At 37.6% G+C, this 17,359-nt stretch carries 14 protein-coding genes and 1 pseudogene; 13 read left to right on the forward strand and 2 right to left on the reverse strand.

Features of this window, described 5'->3' with window-relative positions; genetic code table 11:
* Positions 1 to 28: 28 nt before the first annotated feature.
* Together leuS and HLH18_RS06990 are read right to left on the reverse strand one after the other, a co-directional pair.
* Positions 29 to 2,653: a leucine--tRNA ligase gene (gene leuS / locus HLH18_RS06985; protein ID WP_171546270.1), complete on the reverse strand. Its 2,625-nt coding sequence runs from the start codon at positions 2,651 to 2,653 to the stop codon at positions 29 to 31.
* Positions 2,654 to 2,804: 151 nt separating this feature from the next.
* Positions 2,805 to 3,158 (reverse strand): DUF4124 domain-containing protein, encoded by a 354-nt coding sequence (locus tag HLH18_RS06990; RefSeq protein WP_171546271.1) that lies wholly within the window; start codon positions 3,156 to 3,158, stop codon positions 2,805 to 2,807.
* Positions 3,159 to 3,953: 795 nt separating this feature from the next.
* On the opposite strand from HLH18_RS06990, the gene HLH18_RS06995 reads away from it, so the two are divergent.
* From HLH18_RS06995 to ndk, 13 genes and pseudogenes are all read left to right on the forward strand, one after another.
* Complete coding sequence (locus HLH18_RS06995; RefSeq protein ID WP_171528184.1) at positions 3,954 to 5,681, forward strand: acetolactate synthase 3 large subunit; 1,728 nt, start codon at positions 3,954 to 3,956, stop codon at positions 5,679 to 5,681.
* Entirely contained in the window at positions 5,678 to 6,169 is a 492-nt protein-coding gene (gene ilvN, locus HLH18_RS07000) for an acetolactate synthase small subunit (protein WP_131287452.1), read from the forward strand. Before HLH18_RS06995 ends, ilvN begins: the two co-directional genes overlap by 4 nt.
* A 120-nt stretch (positions 6,170 to 6,289) precedes the next feature.
* Positions 6,290 to 7,306 (forward strand): ketol-acid reductoisomerase, encoded by a 1,017-nt coding sequence (gene ilvC / locus HLH18_RS07005; RefSeq protein WP_086173953.1) that lies wholly within the window; start codon positions 6,290 to 6,292, stop codon positions 7,304 to 7,306.
* A 258-nt stretch (positions 7,307 to 7,564) separates the two neighbouring features.
* Complete coding sequence (locus tag HLH18_RS07010; RefSeq protein WP_171546272.1) at positions 7,565 to 8,380, forward strand: XAC2610-related protein; 816 nt, start codon at positions 7,565 to 7,567, stop codon at positions 8,378 to 8,380.
* 292 nt (positions 8,381 to 8,672) lie between these two features.
* Positions 8,673 to 9,399 (forward strand): annotated as a pseudogene (locus HLH18_RS07015) (IS5 family transposase).
* 876 nt (positions 9,400 to 10,275) lie between these two features.
* Positions 10,276 to 10,794, forward strand: a complete 519-nt coding sequence (locus HLH18_RS07020; protein ID WP_171546273.1) for a hypothetical protein — start codon at positions 10,276 to 10,278, stop codon at positions 10,792 to 10,794.
* A gap of 95 nt (positions 10,795 to 10,889) precedes the next feature.
* Positions 10,890 to 11,606 carry a fimbrial biogenesis chaperone gene (locus tag HLH18_RS07025; RefSeq protein ID WP_171546274.1) on the forward strand — a complete coding sequence of 239 codons (717 nt, stop codon included), beginning with the start codon at positions 10,890 to 10,892 and terminating at the stop codon, positions 11,604 to 11,606.
* 3 nt (positions 11,607 to 11,609) lie between these two features.
* Complete coding sequence (locus HLH18_RS07030) at positions 11,610 to 13,916, forward strand: fimbria/pilus outer membrane usher protein (protein ID WP_171546275.1); 2,307 nt, start codon at positions 11,610 to 11,612, stop codon at positions 13,914 to 13,916.
* Positions 13,917 to 13,930: 14 nt separating this feature from the next.
* A complete protein-coding gene (locus HLH18_RS07035; RefSeq protein ID WP_171546276.1) occupies positions 13,931 to 14,341 on the forward strand; it encodes a hypothetical protein in 411 nt (136 codons plus the stop codon).
* A gap of 212 nt (positions 14,342 to 14,553) precedes the next feature.
* On the forward strand, positions 14,554 to 15,837 hold the full coding sequence (locus HLH18_RS07040; protein ID WP_171546277.1) for a glycosyltransferase family 4 protein: 1,284 nt from the start codon (positions 14,554 to 14,556) through the stop codon (positions 15,835 to 15,837).
* 31 nt (positions 15,838 to 15,868) lie between these two features.
* Positions 15,869 to 16,420, forward strand: coding sequence for a phosphatase PAP2 family protein (locus HLH18_RS07045; RefSeq protein WP_131287446.1), 552 nt, complete (start codon positions 15,869 to 15,871; stop codon positions 16,418 to 16,420).
* A gap of 86 nt (positions 16,421 to 16,506) precedes the next feature.
* The gene (iscX, locus tag HLH18_RS07050) at positions 16,507 to 16,707 is read left to right on the forward strand and encodes a Fe-S cluster assembly protein IscX (RefSeq protein WP_086192927.1); all 201 of its coding nucleotides are present in this window, start codon (positions 16,507 to 16,509) and stop codon (positions 16,705 to 16,707) included.
* Between the two features lie 109 nt (positions 16,708 to 16,816).
* Positions 16,817 to 17,248, forward strand: coding sequence for a nucleoside-diphosphate kinase (gene ndk / locus HLH18_RS07055; RefSeq protein ID WP_067722016.1), 432 nt, complete (start codon positions 16,817 to 16,819; stop codon positions 17,246 to 17,248).
* Positions 17,249 to 17,359 lie beyond the last annotated feature (111 nt).

Consider the following 17,359-nt stretch of genomic DNA (forward strand, 5'->3'; position numbering starts at 1 on the left):
GAAAAAGGGGGATTTAGGGGGATTAAAATTAAACGACTAGATTCACTAATTTATTCGGCACAACAATTTCTTTCTTGGTTGGACCGGTCAAGAATTGTTGAACTTCTGGTAAGGCTTTTGCCTGAGCCAAAATGTCTTCTTTAGAGGTATCGACTGAAACTTCCAGTTTACCGCGAAGTTTACCATTCACTTGAACCACAATCGTTTGGGTATTGCGGGTTAATGCAGACTCATCCACAACAGGGAAAAGCGCTTCAGTTAATTCAATGCCAAATTCAGTCAATAATGTTTGACTTAAATGTGGTGCAAATGGCGCAAGCATCGTCAGCAAAGTAATAATGGCATCACGTTCAACTGCAACATCAGTGTCATCTTTTGCTTCAAATTTGTTGATGCTATTCAATAATTCCATTTGTGCTGCAATGGCAGTATTGAATGCATGACGACGTTCTAGGTCATCACCCACTTTTTGAATGGTTTCATGTGTTTTACGACGTAAGTCTTGTGCATCTTTGGATAGGCTTGCAGTATCAATATTTGCTGCAGGGTTGCCTTTTTCCAGGAAGCCTGTTGCCAAACGCCATACACGTTTCAAGAAGCGGTTTGCACCTTCAACACCGGCATCAGACCATTCAAGTGATTGATCAGGCGGTGCAGCAAACATCATGAATACACGTGCAGTATCTGCGCCGTATTGGTCAATAATGGCTTGCGGGTCGATACCATTGTTTTTCGATTTCGACATTTTTTCTTGACCGCCAACTACAACTTCTTGACCATCACCTTTATATTTAGCAGAAAGAATACGACCTTTCTCGTCTTTTTCTAACTCGATATCCGCAGGGTTAAACCAGGTTTTCTTACCTGAATCCGCTTCACGATAGAAGGTATCAGCCAAAACCATACCTTGAGTAAGAAGATTCGTGAATGGTTCGTTACCTTGTACTACGCCTTCATCACGCATCAACTTGTGGAAGAAACGTGCATAAAGTAAATGCAGAATTGCATGCTCAACACCACCGATGTATTGGTTTACTGGAAGCCAAGATTGTGCAGCCTCAGGTTTCACCATACCACCCGTGAAATCAGGCGATGCATAACGTGCGTAGTACCAGGATGATTCTACAAACGTATCCAAGGTGTCTGTTTCACGACGAGCGTCCGCGCCACAGCAAGGACAAGTCGTTTGATAGAATTCAGGCATTTTGTTCAGTGGGTTACCTGAACCATCCGGCACCACGTCAGTCGGAAGAATCACTGGAAGTTGTTCTTCAGGTACAGGTACCTGACCACAAGTTTCACAGTTGATCATTGGAATTGGGCAACCCCAATAACGCTGACGAGAAACACCCCAGTCACGTAAACGGAACTGAACTTTGGTATTGGCAAGTTTCTGTGGTTCTAATTTCGCGATAAACGCATCAAAAGCACTTTGGAAATCTAAGTCGTCAAACTCACCCGAGTTAACCAGTTTACCTTCTTTCGAACCGTACCATTCTTGCCACTCAGTTGTAGAGAATTCAGCATCATCTGCGCCTTTGGCATCAATTACTTGTTTGATGGTCAAGCCGTATTTATTGGCAAATTCGAAGTCGCGTTCATCGTGTGCTGGAACCGCCATCACCGCGCCTGAACCGTATGACATCAACACGTAGTTAGCAATCCACACTGGAACAGCTTCACCAGTCACCGGATGTTTCACAGACAAACCTGTTGCCATGCCTTTCTTTTCAGCAGTCGCAAGATCTGCTTCTGCAACAGAACCCATACGGCATTCTTCGATAAATGCCGCCAATTCAGGGTTGGTTTCAGCAGCTTTAAGCGCCATTGGATGTTCAGCAGCAACCGCAACATAAGTCACACCCATCAAGGTATCACCACGTGTGGTATACACTGTTAAATCATCTGCATACACTTCAGGGTTCGCTGAAGGGAAGGTGATTTCCATGCCTTGTGAACGACCAATCCAGTTACGTTGCATGGTCAACACTTGCTGAGGCCAGCCATCTTTTAACTGATCTAAATCGTCTAATAATTCTTGTGCATAGTCGGTAATGCGGAAGTAATACATTGGAATATCACGTTTTTCAACCAATGCACCTGAACGCCAGCCACGACCATTTTCAACTTGTTCATTGGCAAGAACAGTCTGATCGACAGGATCCCAGTTCACTGTTGAAAGTTTGCGATAAATCAAACCTTTCTTATAAAGCTGTACGAATAACCATTGTTCCCAGTGATAATACTCTGGTGTACAGGTTGCAAATTCACGATCCCAATCTACTGAAAGGCCCAGTTTTTTCAATTGATCACGCATATAAGCGATATTTTCAAAAGTCCATTTTGCTGGAGCAACCTGGTGGGCAATAGCTGCATTTTCTGCAGGAAGACCGAACGCATCCCAACCCATCGGTTGCAGCACAGTTTCACCTTTTAAACGGTGGAAACGGCTGATCACGTCACCAATGGTGTAGTTACGCACATGACCCATATGCAGCTTGCCACTTGGGTAAGGGAACATCGACAGGATATAGCGATGTTTACCTTCTACAGTGTCGGCAACTTTAAAGGCTTTGCGAGTTTCCCAGTCTTTTTGGACATTTGGCTCAATCGCACTAGCTTGATATTCAGGGTCAATGTGAGAAGTAGTCATAAACGTATATAAGAACAACGGTTAAAAGTTTGTTGCACAGCATAGCGCAAAATGCACTAAAAAGTGAATTTTGCGCCCGACATAAATCATAAAATATAAAAGTTTTTAACCAGCAAAAACCATTTCAAAGGAGGAAATGAGAGATTGCTGACTATTGAGCAGATAATACTTTATTAGAATTTGATGAACGATCCGCTTCTCGTGCTACAGCTGGAGCCGCATTTGCAGCAGCCACTGCAACATTGGCAAGGTTTTGAGCTTCTTTTGATACGGACTCTGCTTCTGCGGTAGAGGTGTTTTTAGAGCTTTGAGATGACTTATTCGGACCGTAAGTATCTACTTTGCCTTTTTTCTGGGCAGATTTTGGTGGTGGGGTGGTGGTGTAATGGGTAGACCCTTTTGCATCGACCCATTTGTAATATTCTTTAGCAAAGCCAGTGGTTGAACTTAGACTGAAGGTAAAGCATGCAGCCATGAACCCAATTTTGATGAAAGATGATGACATAATGAATAAGTCCTTATAATAATCAGTCAGTTGTAATATATGAAATATAGTCACATTATCAGTTTCGTATTTTATATGATTTTTATTTATTTGCAGAAAAAAAGATAAGCTGATGAATGATATTGATGATTCAATTCGGCATGAAAATGGTTCATTTTGGTGTTACTTTTTTAAATCTAAGTCGTTCTTTTTGACTGATTTGCAATCGCATGAGTAATGTGGCTATGACGAAAATAAAAGCAGAATATTCGGCACATGACAGCGTTATTTTAAATTTGTATTGAGAAAGATAAATTTGAAAAACCGCAATATATTAAAATTATTTATTTAATTTATAGTATTTTTTTATCATTAAATTTTGAGGTGTAATGAAGTGATTGGTTTTTCTCATGAAATCCTCAATAAGCATATGAAATGTAAAATCACGCCTAAAGCTTAAAAAACAGACGGTCTGTAAATAATCAAGAAAAAGCTAATTTTTAAACTTGACTTTAATAGTCGAAACTACAAAAATGCTGACTGTAGTTTTATATGCGTTTATTTGATCACCCTTCGAATCAGCGTCATTTTAGCAATGGACTTCTTCTCTAGCCGAGAAGCTGAACAAAGCCAACAAAATATGTTTATCCCAACATGTTTTAGACCTCATATTGCTCAAACAGCAATCAGGTCAGATTTTTTTCCTATTGCTATGAAAACTATGAAATTTGTGTGCTATAACAGTGCAGACAGTTAATGAATTAACCACTACAAATGCCCTCCATTTGTTAGTGAAAAAGATTAGGGTGAATCACGTTGGAACTTTTATCTGGTGGTGAAATGCTCGTTCGCGCATTGGCGGACGAAGGCGTTGAACATTTATTTGGATACCCAGGCGGCGCAGTACTTCATATTTACGACGCGCTCTTTCAACAAGACAAAATCAATCATTACCTCGTACGTCATGAGCAAGCTGCTGGTCACATGGCAGATGCCTATTCGCGCGTAACAGGTAAAACTGGTGTCGTTCTCGTCACATCAGGTCCGGGCGCAACCAATACAGTAACGCCTATTGCAACCGCATATATGGACTCAATCCCAATGGTGATTTTGTCTGGTCAGGTTGCAACACATTTAATTGGCGAAGATGCATTCCAAGAAACAGACATGGTCGGCGTTTCTCGTCCAATTGTGAAACATAGTTTCCAAGTGCGTCATGCCAGTGAAATTCCTGGGATTATTAAAAAAGCATTCTATATTGCGTCTTCAGGTCGTCCAGGTCCTGTGGTTGTTGATATTCCTAAAGATGCAACCAATCCTGCAGAAAAATTCGCTTACGAATATCCTGAAAAAGTGAAGATGCGCTCGTACCAACCACCGCATCGTGGTCACTCAGGTCAAATCCGTAAAGCCATTGAAGAATTGATTAGTGCTGAACGTCCAGTCATCTATAGTGGTGGTGGTGTTGTTCAAGGCAATGCGTCGGAATTACTGACTGAACTTGCCCATCTTCTAAATTTCCCGGTAACCAATACCCTGATGGGCTTAGGTGGTTTCCCGGGTAATGATGAGCAGTTCATTGGTATGTTGGGTATGCATGGTAGGTATGAAGCTAACATGACCATGCACAATGCAGACGTGATTTTGTGTGTAGGCGCGCGTTTCGATGACCGTGTAACCAATAATCCAGCAAAATTCTGTCCGAATGCCAAAGTAATTCATATTGATATCGACCCGGCGACGATTTCAAAAACCATCATGGCGCATATTCCAATCGTGGGTGCAGTAGAACCTGTACTTCAAGAGATGCTGGTTCAATTGAAACAGATGAATGTTTCTAAGCCAAATCCTGAAGCGATTGCTGCGTGGTGGTCTCAAATCAATGAATGGCGCAAAGTACATGGCTTGCGTTATGAAGCGGGTAAAGATGGTGTAATGAAACCACAACAGGTGGTTGAAGCACTTGATCGCATCACCAACAGTGAAGCCATCATTACTTCGGACGTAGGTCAGCATCAAATGTTTGGTGCAAACTACTATAAATACAAACGTCCACGTCAATGGATCAACTCTGGCGGTTTGGGAACAATGGGGGTGGGCTTGCCATATGCAATGGCAGCGAAACTCGCATTCCCGGATCAACAAGTGGTGTGTATTACTGGTGAAGCATCCATTCAGATGTGTATCCAGGAATTATCGACATGTAAGCAATATGGCTTAAATGTGAAAATTCTCTGCTTGAATAACCGTGCTCTTGGGATGGTTAAACAATGGCAGGATATGAATTACGAAGGTCGTCATTCAAGCTCTTATGTAGATTCATTGCCAGATTTTGCCAAATTAATGGAAGCCTACGGTCACGTCGGTATTCAAATTGACCATGCCGATGAGCTTGAATCCAAGCTTGCAGAAGCAATGGCAATCAATGATAAATGTGTATTCATCAACGTAATGGTTGATCGTTCAGAGCACGTTTATCCAATGTTGGTGGCTGGTCAATCTATGAAAGATATGTGGTTAGGAAAAGGAGAGCGCACAAAATGAGACACATAATTTCTGTACTCGTTGAAAACGAAGCTGGTGCGCTTTCTCGTTTAGTAGGGTTGTTCTCTCAACGTGGTTATAACATTGAGACTTTGAATGTAGCACCGACTGAAGATCCAACCATGTCGCGTTTGACCCTCACCACGTATGGTGATGATCATAAAATTGAACAAATCACCAAACAGCTCAACAAGTTGGTTGAAGTGGTAAAGGTTGTGGATTTGTCTGAAGGTGCGCACATTGAGCGTGAACTGATGTTGATTAAAGTGAAATCGCTTGGATCAGCACGTGCCGAAATCAAACGTACAGCAGACATTTTCCGTGCCCAAATTGTCGATGTAACACCGACAACCTATACGATTCAAATTGCAGGTACCACTGAAAAGCTAGATGGCTTTATTGATGCATTAGCAGAAAATACCATTCTTGAAGTGGTGCGTTCAGGTGTATCGGGTATCGCGCGCGGCGAAAAAGTTTTAACGATCTAACAGATTTTAATTTTATTCACACATTCTGCTCATCTTATAGATGAGGTTCCAAGCCAATGAATACCAATAACATCATTGGCTTGGATAAAAGGAAACAAAAGCATTTAAGCGGAGACAGCAATGCAAATTTTTTACGATAAAGACTGTGACTTATCTATCATCCAAGGTAAAAAAGTAGCGATCATCGGTTACGGTTCACAAGGTCACGCACATGCGCTTAACCTTAAAGACTCTGGCGTTGACGTAACTGTTGGTCTACGTGCGAACTCTACTTCTTGGAAAAAAGCTGAGAATTCAGGTCTTAAAGTTGCTGAAGTTCCTGCTGCTGTAGCGCAAGCTGACGTAGTAATGATCTTGACTCCAGACGAATTCCAATCACAACTTTACCGTGACGTGATTGAGCCAAACATCAAGCAAGGTGCGACTTTAGCATTTGCTCATGGTTTCTCTATTCTTTATAACCAAGTTGTACCACGTGCTGACTTAGACGTAATCATGGTTGCGCCTAAAGCACCAGGTCACACAGTACGTTCTGAATACCAACGTGGTTCAGGTGTGCCTGACTTAATCGCCATTCACCAAGATGCTTCTGGTAATGCACGCAACGTCGCGCTTTCTTACGCTTCAGGCGTAGGTGGTGGTCGTACAGGTATCATCGAAACTTCATTCCGTGAAGAAACTGAAACCGACCTTTTCGGTGAGCAAGCAGTTCTTTGTGGTGGTGCTGTTGAATTGGTTAAAATGGGCTTCGAAACTTTGGTTGAAGCTGGTTATGCGCCTGAAATGGCTTACTTTGAATGCTTGCACGAACTTAAATTGATCGTTGACTTGATGTTTGAAGGCGGTATCGCGGACATGAACTATTCAGTATCTAATAACGCTGAATATGGTGAATATGTAACGGGTACTGAAGTAATCAACGAACAGTCTCGTGAAGCGATGCGCAATGCACTTAAACGTATCCAGTCTGGTGAATATGCGAAAATGTTCATCCAAGAAGGTGCGTTGAACTATCCATCTATGACTGCACGTCGTCGTCAAAATGCAGCTCACGGTATCGAAGTAACAGGTAACAAACTTCGTGCGATGATGCCTTGGATCCAAGCGAACAAGATTGTAGACAAAGAAAAGAACTAAGTTCTAATTTCTAAGTCAAAAAAGCCCTTGTTTTATAACAGGGGCTTTTTTATGCAAAGCAGTATTTTTCCTCCTTGCACTTCGTACAAAACAGTGTTTTGTACTCGCTCATACCTTGGATTCAAGCAAATAAAATCGTAGACAAAGAGAAAAACTAAGTTTTCTTTTTGTTTCAAAGATACAAAAAGGCCGCTCAATTGAGTAATTTTTTTGTGATACAGTACTCATAATCGTCCGCATTATTGAGTGTGCTGAATAATGAAAACTAAATTATTGCTTTGTATTGCTGCGTTGGCTTTTTCCAATTTAAGTACTGCTGAAACTGTTTTAAATGCTCCAGCATACAAACCACTCGATCATGTTCGTGTTTCCATGCAACGTATGTTGCGTTCGAGTGAGGGTAGATATTTCCTCAGCTTATATGCCGGTATTTGGAATCCGCATGCCACTTTATATGACCTGCTTGAACCTCAGACAATCAATTTAAAAGGATTGCAAAAAGGCGATCAGCTGAATTTAAAATCTGTTGATGCTGACTCTGAAAATATAACCAATAAGACTTATCAATTATCAGGGATGCTCAATGTCAATAGCGGTGATCTTAAGGCGACATTTGTTGAGGGTGATGATGCTTTGGGGGAATCTATTCAATTTGAGCCTGCAATAAAGGTCGCAGATAAACCTAATTTTATTTTTAAATTTTATGGTCTAGAAGATATTAACGAACCATATGGTTCAGTACTCAAACGATTAGATATTGTGAATAAAAATAATAACAATGTTGCACAAACTCTGACAGGATTTACCGCATTTCCGAAAAGTATCGGTTATATGGATGTTAATTTTGATGGATATTATGACATTGTGTTGTCAGATATTTCAGAAGAACGAACTATTCAAGATAAACGTTATATTTATTGGATGTTTAACCCCAAAACCCAACAGTTTCAGCGCTCACCACAACTTGAAAAAATCGTAGGATTTCCAAATTTACATGGAGAAAAGCAACAAATTGATTTTGGGGAGGGGCAGTTATACCAAGTGGAAAAAGGGTTGTTAAACTCTATTAAATAACAATGCAGAGGCCATAAAAAAGCTCTGAAATCAAAAAAATCATCAATATAAAACTTTTAATGCATGATTAACTGGTTTTTTATTGCCAAGAGAAATATTTAACTTCAACTTTATAACATTAGCTTTGAAGGGTGAATTATATTCTTAAAAAATTACATACCAAATTAAATACTAGACAACTTATAAGAAACAACAATTTGCTGTAATTTAAAATTTAGGGTGTGTTGACATTTGCTGTTCAAAAAAATAGCGAGAATTAAATTTAATCGCCAAACTAAATTTAATTCTCGCTATATCTCGTACAATGCTGATTGATGAACACTGGTTAAAGATTTTGGTATTTATCTCAAACACAATCTTCGAGATTTTATTGAGGCTATTCTTTATCGGATTCGAACTGGGTGCCCTTGGCGTGATTTACCTGAAGTCTTCGGTAAGCCAAACTCGATTTTTAAGAAGTTCACTCGTTGGTGCAAAGATAGCAACTTGCTAAAAATATTTAAATTATTGTCAAATCGTACAGATTTAAAATGGGTATTTATTCATACTAGTCATGTTCGGGCACATCAACATGCGACAGGAATCAAAAATCAAGCTCTTTCCAAGAGCATTGGTGGGAACAGCTCTAAAATTCACTTAGCCGTGGATGTAAATGGAAATCCTATTGAATTTATCATTGATGATGGCACAACTCAGGATGTGAAGATTGTACCTGATTTAATGCCTGTTTGGATTTCAAAGAAACACAAATATTGTGTGCAGATAAAGGCTATGACTCAGCATCACTCAGAGAAAAAATCAAGAATACTCAAACTAAAGCGAATATTCTTAAGAAATCTAATTCTAAATCCAATAATGAATATATAGATTGGTATTTATATAAAATCAGATGCTTATTTTAAAACACATTTGCAAGATTGAGACAGTTCAGATGTATTGCAACTCGTTACGATAAGTTAAAGCGGAACTACGAAAACTCAGTTGCTTTAGCCTACATCTTTATTTGGTTGCCATTATGAAATGTCAACAGACCCTATATATTTGAATATTTTATACATAAAATATATTGCTATAAAAAAGCTAAATGATACTTGGTTTAGGAGCTTTATCAGAATTTCTTGTACCACATATAAATTGAGGATTGATGTTTTTAATCTTTACTTACTATCCAAAAGGATGATCGTCTATCTCTAGACAGAATGGTTAAAATTTATAATATGCAATTGAATAAAAAGTGATTTATGAAGAAATTTACTACAAGTTACCGTTTGGATAAGTTTGGAATTAAATAAATACAATCATGGTAAATGAGATTTAAATTATAGTTTATTACTAAAGTATAGCTTATCGGGTTTCTGGGAAAAAATTATCAAATATTTCCAGTTACTTAAATTAGAGTGCTTATTTTGTTGATAAGTTAATCGATAATAAAATATTATGAGGTTTTTGTTGAAAATTGCCACAAAATAGTCGATAAAGTCACATATTTTTCAGATAATAGGTAATAAATTGAAATTTTTGCAATCAATTTGTTTCTTAATGTGATTAAGTGTCTAGCAAAAAAAACTATTAAAATTAGTAAGTTATTTTTTATTAAATATTAATTACGAGATATTTTTATTTTTAAATATTAGGAATAGAAAAACATGATTAACTTATGAATTTTTTTTCCGTGTAAAATTTAATAAAATGAATAACTTTTTGAGTTTGTAAGTAAATATAAATCATATATAAAGAGAAAGTGAATAATCATTCTTTTGTGTGTTTTTTATTTAATAATAATAAGATGATTATGCAGTTACGTAATCTTACTCATAATAAAAAGAGTCATCTGCGTAATTGTAAAAAACCATTACATATGCATATTCTTTTAAAAAAAGAAATGGAGAACAAATATGAATAAAATGACACAGGCAGCATTAGCAGCATTAGTATTAGGTGCTTGTTCAACAGCAGTAATGGCTGGAGAGGAGGGAAGACCTAATCAAGATCGGGGTTGTAACACGGGTTCTTGTACAGGTTCTATTCCTATAGTGGTGAAAGTGCCTAAACGTTGTATGCTAAAAATTGACACTCCTTCTATTGCACTTGGGGATGGAGAAACAGAAACTGGGCGATTCTCTGTAGGGGCTAATGCAAATTATAATTTACTTGTTGATACAGTAAATCGAGTAGGTACTAGCGCTACTACACGTTCCGAAGCTAAATCTGGTAGTAACGCAGTTGGCATAACAGTAGAAACTCGTTTAGCTGGATCTAGCCATTTAATCAAATTAAATGAGCAAAAAAATGATATTACTCCAGGAAGAGGAGGATGGAATAGTTACAATGTTTCTGTGAAGAGTGACTATGTAGGTATTTCTAAACCAGCTGGTAATTATAGCGATAAACTAAATATTACCGTTACCTTATAAAAATAACTAAATCAAGAGTTGGCTTTGCTAAGGTAGTAAAGTCAACTTTTGAATCTGAAAATTATAATAAAAATGTTTATGAATTTGGGGTTTATATGAATACAATTTTAAAAAGAATTGCTTTAATCAGCTTAATGTTTTGTCAAACCGCTTATGCTAATTTATTAATTTCACCAACCCAAATGTATTTAAATGAGAAAGGTCGTCAAAGAAGTGCAACTGTCGTAATGGAAGCGCAAAATATTGCTAGTCAAAAGATTTTTGAAATGTATGCCTATAAATGGATACAGAATGAAAGAGGTGAAGATGTTTTAGAGTTGGATAATAATATTTTATTAAATCCAAAAAATTTTGTAATTAAGCCCAATAGTAAACAAATTGTTCGCGTGGGGTTTAGTCAGCCTTTAAATACAATGGATTTAAGCCAAGAAAAAACTTGGCGTATTGTATTTAAAGAAGTTGAATCTGTGAGTGAAGAGAATACACTACAGTTTTTATTTAATATTTCAGTCCCGTTATTTGTAGGAAAACAAGCACCGATTGAAGTTTTAGCAACATCGATATATCGTGATAATCGTCTGTTTATAAATATTCAAAATAATGCAAAATCACATCTGCAAATTAATTCAATAAAAATCATTGATAAACATAAAAAAGAAGTCGCTTCTTCAAATGAAATGAAATACCTGCTTCTTCAACAAAAGTATAGCTTTGATATGGGGAATGTAAAGTTAGGTAATATACAAGACTATACGCTTAAGCTAATAACCGATAAAAGTGAACAAGAAATAGAATTAAAAATGAAAGGCTAAGTTATGCGTAAAACTCGACTTTTTTTCGCCATACAATTTATGTTATGGGGTATTCCATTGCCGGCTAATTCTGCAAATTCAGAGCTAGTGTTAAACAATGTTTGGTTAAACGGTATTGATCGCGCAATAGAAACTTTGGTATTAGAGCAAGATAATCAACGTTATGCGGAATGTGAGATTTTATCTCAGTTGGGCATCCAGCGAAATTTAATGAAACAACATCCGATACAGCCCAATTTTTGTTTGGTGTCTAGTGATCCAATTCAGTCTGAGCAAGATACTGCTTTACAAGCAATTAAGCTGACAGTGCCGGCTAAGTATTTTAAAGAACAGTACGTTACGACCAATCATCTCATTCCATCTAAAGCTGAATTGGGTGGTTTTCTTAATTATGATTTCTATTATGGAAAATTGGATAATTTCGATGAAATGAATGGTTTGGTTGAATTAGGTGTTTTTAAGGATTATTGGATCTTTAGAAATGGCATGATTTATCGTGATCAAGCAGAAAATGAGCAAGAAAAAATAATACGTCTAAATACTTCATTTGAAATTGAATTTCCATCCAAATATCAGCGATTAAGCCTAGGGGATGATACTAGTGTATACAATCCGTTATTAGATGCATTTCGATTTGGTGGAATTTCCTTTGGCACTAATTTTACCAGTTATCCTGATTTTATTTATTGGAATGTTCCTACTCTAAAAGGAAGTGCGATTTTACCTTCGACAGTAGATTTGTATATTAATGGCGTAAACCTCTATCAACAAAAAGTGACACCTGGACATTATGCACTTACGGCTGGTGCAAACATTCAGCAATCGGGGGAAGCACAAGTTGTGGTAGAAGATGTTTTAGGTAATCGAACTGTACAATCTTTTCCTGTTTATATTAATACTTCATTATTAAAACCCGATTTAAACGAATACAATATTTCAATGGGAAAATTACGTTATAACTATGATTATTCTTCAGATGATTATCGTGAATTCTTTACAAATGTCTATTTTAGACGTGGAATTACCCAAAGTACAACTTTAGGAACTAATGCTGCATACAGTGAGGATATTCAAAACCTTGGATTAATGTGGACACAAGCTATTAGTAAATATGCTTTGCTTGATCTGCATGTTTCTGGCAGTCATAGCGATTTGGGTGAAGGTCATATGTTAGGGGCTTCATTAAGTCGAAATGGGGATCGGCTTGCTCTCGGTGTGAGCAGTAAATACTATAACCCTGAATATCGTAGTTTAGGATATAGTAATGATATACAATCTGTAGAATACGATAATCTCGCTTATGCCAGTATATTCCATGTTCCATTGATTAATAATTTAAATATTAATTATTTAGAGCGCCGCTATTATCCAAACTCACAATTGAATTTTCCCGATACTCAACTAGTAACGGTAGGGTTCTCTCGAATGCTCGGTCGTCAAGCATCAATGTCATTCTCCTATTATAAAGATTTGAAAGATGAGGATAATAATGGGGCATATGTGACGTTAAGTTATAATTTTGATTCACAAAGAAATACTTATTTAACACATACTTTTGATGAACAAACTCAATTGCGTTATTCGAAAAGTTCGCTCAGTCAAAACGGCTTAGATTATACGGTGGGTGCAACACATCAGCAAAATGGGGGTGTAGGCTTTAATGGCTATACTGCCTTAAAAATGCCAGTAGGTAATTTATATATCACTCATGATGAAGGTGAAGATTTTCGTTTCACTCAAGCGAATTATCAAGGTGCATTGGTTTGGTTAGACCATAAAGTTGGGCTGACTAAATATGTAGATAATGCTTTCGCTTTAGTTAACGTAGGTGATATCGCGGATGTAGATGTGTATCGTACTTTAACACCTATTGGGAAAACCAATAAAAAAGGCTATATATTTGTTCATGATATTGTACCGTATGTTAATTACGATCTTTCCTTTAACCAAGACCAATTAGATATTAATGACACAATAAGTTATTCCAATCAAAAAGTGATTGGAATGAATCAGCGTGGTTATAAGGTGGATTTTCCTGTAGAACGAACCGGTGTCATTGTTCTACGTTTACTTAAACCAAATCATCAAACCTTTGCCCAAGCTAGTGAAGTCTATTTGAATTCAAATTCAGAAGAGTTTTTCCCGGTAGATGCTGAGGGTAAAGTTTATTTATATGGGTTGAAATCAGCTCAATACAACATTTCACTGAAAACCAAAGGAGGGGAAACTTGCAAGAGTGTACTTAATGTACCAAACAATAAATCAGGGAGCTATGTGGCAATACGTCACATGGATTTGATTTGCCAATAATTTGGGTGAATAAAATGAAAAAATTCTTGTTAATGTTTACATGTAGTAGTTTTTTAATTCCCATTTCACATGCATGTTCTATTGCATCAGTGAGTGAATCATATATGCAAATGCTCGCTAGCTATAAAAGTCAAACAGCAACAAGTTTTAATGTTCGCTGCGATCGTGGCTATGTAATTCAGTTCAGTAGTCGGAACTTGCAAGATAAACACGGTTTAAGTTATGTGACTAATGGAGCACATCGATTAAGAACTCGGATGAGCATTATAGGGGCTCAAGGTAATCTCTGGAATACCCCTTTATCAGCAAAACCAGCAAAAAATGGACAAAAATATGTAGTAGCAGTTCAGTTAGATGAACAGCCTGGTCTAGCTATACCTTCTGGTAATTATACTGATGAGCTGTATGTAAACTTATTGTTTTAAGTATCTTACATGTTACTTAAATATCTTCCTTATTATTTATTAAATATATAATAAAAAGAAAGTAGTTTTAAAATGAATGAAATTTTACGGATAGATTTATTTCTATATTGAATTTTGTACTCGTCTTTATTTCAATAAATCTACATCTAATTATCATCAAACTGAAAGAAACAACATCTAAGCTAAGTCTAAAATAACAACATAGGTGTTGTATGGCAAATTTGTATGCGACCAGTCTGCTAAAACAACAAGATTTTCCAGAAAGTTTTCAATTTTATTTTAAACAAAGAAAGCAAAATATGGCGTGTGATGATATCCAGGTTTTAAAAGACTTGGTTCGTCCACGCCTAAAAATAGCCATCGTTACTGAAACTTGGCCTCCAGAAATTAATGGGGTGGCACTATCTTTACTACAACTCTGTAAAGGTTTGCAAAAACAAGGTCATAAAATTTTACTGATTCGACCAGAGCAACAGGAGAGCTGTCACGACTTTATCCCCAGTAAAGAGTGTCTGGTCAAAGCACAATCTATTCCTAAATACCCAAGCCTTCAATTTGGTTGGCCACAATTTTTAAAAGTATCACAAGCACTGGATAGATTTGTACCGGACGTTGTACATATTGTTACCGAAGGACCCTTAGGTTTGAGTGTTTTGCAGGCTGCAAAAAGCAAAGGAATTCCGGTTTCAAGTGGTTTTCATTCGCCTTTTCAAGAGTTTAGTCGCTTTTTTGATTTGGCTTTTTTAGTTAAGCCCATCCAGCACTATTTACGTTGGTTTCATAACAATACACAACTGACCTGTATTCCAAGTAAAGATACAGAATATATTTTAAGACAGTTTGGTGTTCGTTGCCCGTTGGCTATTGTTGGACGTGGTGTAGATCTTGCATGTTTTTCTCCAGAACATAGTTCGGAGGCTTTACGTCAACACTGGAAAGCTACTTCAGAAACCAGGGTGATGTTGTATGTAGGACGACTATCTCCCGAGAAGGAAATAGATGTCGTGGTGAATGCCTATATCGCTATGAGGCGAATGACTCAGCATGATGTAAAACTCGTCATTGTCGGTGATGGACCAGATCGGACTCGTTTGGAAATGTTATGCCAAGGTCATGATGTTATTTTTACGGGAAATTTAACCGGTTTGAAATTAGCTCAAGCTTATGCAAGTGCCAATGTTTTTGTATTTGCCAGTCAAGTTGAAACCTTTGGAAATGTGGTGCTTGAGGCCATGGCAAGTGGTTTGCCCGTGATTGCTTATGATTATGCTAGTGCACATTTACATGTGAAAAATAATGAAACAGGGTGGTTAAGTCCTTTAGGTCAGATGGATAAACTGATTCAGTTAATTTATCAGTTACCGAATAATCATCACTTGAAATACATGGGGATAAAAGCCCGTGAAGCAGTACAGGATGTAGGATGGCAAAATCCTGTGCGACAGTTTGAACAGGCACTATATGGAGTTGCCAGAGAGATGCAAATGACATCCTGAATTTTAAGCAGATGCTTAAAGGAGAATCATCATGAAATTAAAAAAAGCAATAATAACGATGCTAGATCTCGATTTAAAAGGATGTATGTATCTGAATCATTTTTCACATTCACATACGGTAGCCCATTTTTTTAAGATCATTAGTCGTCTCGGCAATGGTTTGTTTTGGTGCCTCATGTTAGCCAGTCTTTGGGTATTGGAAGATAAGTTTTATATCGAGCAGTTGCTATATATCTTGATTAGTGGGTCTATAGGTTCTGCAATTTATAAAATCTTGAAACAAAAAACTACACGTCCTCGACCTTATCAAGTGCATCAAGTGATTCTATTGCGAGAGCAACCGCTAGATCACTTTAGCTTTCCGTCTGGACATACCTTGCATGCCGTCATGGCGAGCACAGTGATGGGCTATATTCAGCCGATGTTACTTGTTTTGATGTTGCCTTTTACGCTTTTGGTTGCCATATCCCGTATGGTTTTAGGACTGCATTATCCGAGTGATGTGATTGTGGGGGCGTTGATTGGTGTGTTGGTCGCAACAGGAATTATTTTTACCGCGCCATTTTTAAATATCGTGTTATAAAAATGTCTTTTTAAAAATCGAAAAACTAGCTCTCGATTTTAGTAATTTGTTAAAGTAGGGCATTCATTTAGCGCTTAGGAATAACCATGGGTTTACGTTGGACTGACACTATTGATCTTGCGATTGAACTTTCTGAAGCACATCCCGATGTCGATCCGCAATGGATTCGCTTTACAGACCTACATGCATGGGTTTGCGCATTGCCAGACTTCAAGGATGACCCGGAAAAATCGACTGAAGGTTTGCTGGAAGGGATTCAAATGGCCTGGATTGATGAAGTTCGTTAATCAGTAAATCGAAAAAAGCAACTTTTTACATATCAAAAGCTGATACTTGCTGATTATCTCGGTATAATGCGGCAAAATTTTCTCGTCAAATTGACATAAGGAGCCAATCATGGCTATCGAACGTACTTTATCTATCGTTAAACCAGATGCAGTTGCTAAAAACAACATCGGTGACATCTTTGCTCGTTTTGAGAAAGCTGGTCTTAAAATCGTTGCAACTAAAATGAAACATTTGACTCAAGCTGAAGCTGAAGGCTTTTATGCTGAGCATAAAGAACGTGGTTTCTTCGGTGACCTTGTTGCGTTCATGACTTCTGGTCCTGTTGTAGTATCTGTTCTTGAAGGTGAAAACGCTGTTCTTGCTCACCGTGATATCTTAGGCGCAACTAACCCTAAAGAAGCTGCTCCTGGTACTATCCGTGCAGATTTCGCTGTAAGCATCGACGAAAATGCTGCTCACGGTTCTGACTCAGTTGCATCTGCTGATCGTGAAGTTAACTACTTCTTCGCTCAAACTGAGATCTGCCCACGTACTCGTTAATTCGAAGTATTCAAACCAGATAAGTGTTATTATACTTATCTGGTTTTTTTATTCTCTGAATAATACTTTGCTCGATTATTGAGCTTCTCCTTTCATCTTTAGACATGGTTT

The sequence above is a fragment of the Acinetobacter sp. ANC 5414 genome (assembly GCF_013004295.1).
GTDB lineage: Bacteria > Pseudomonadota > Gammaproteobacteria > Pseudomonadales > Moraxellaceae > Acinetobacter.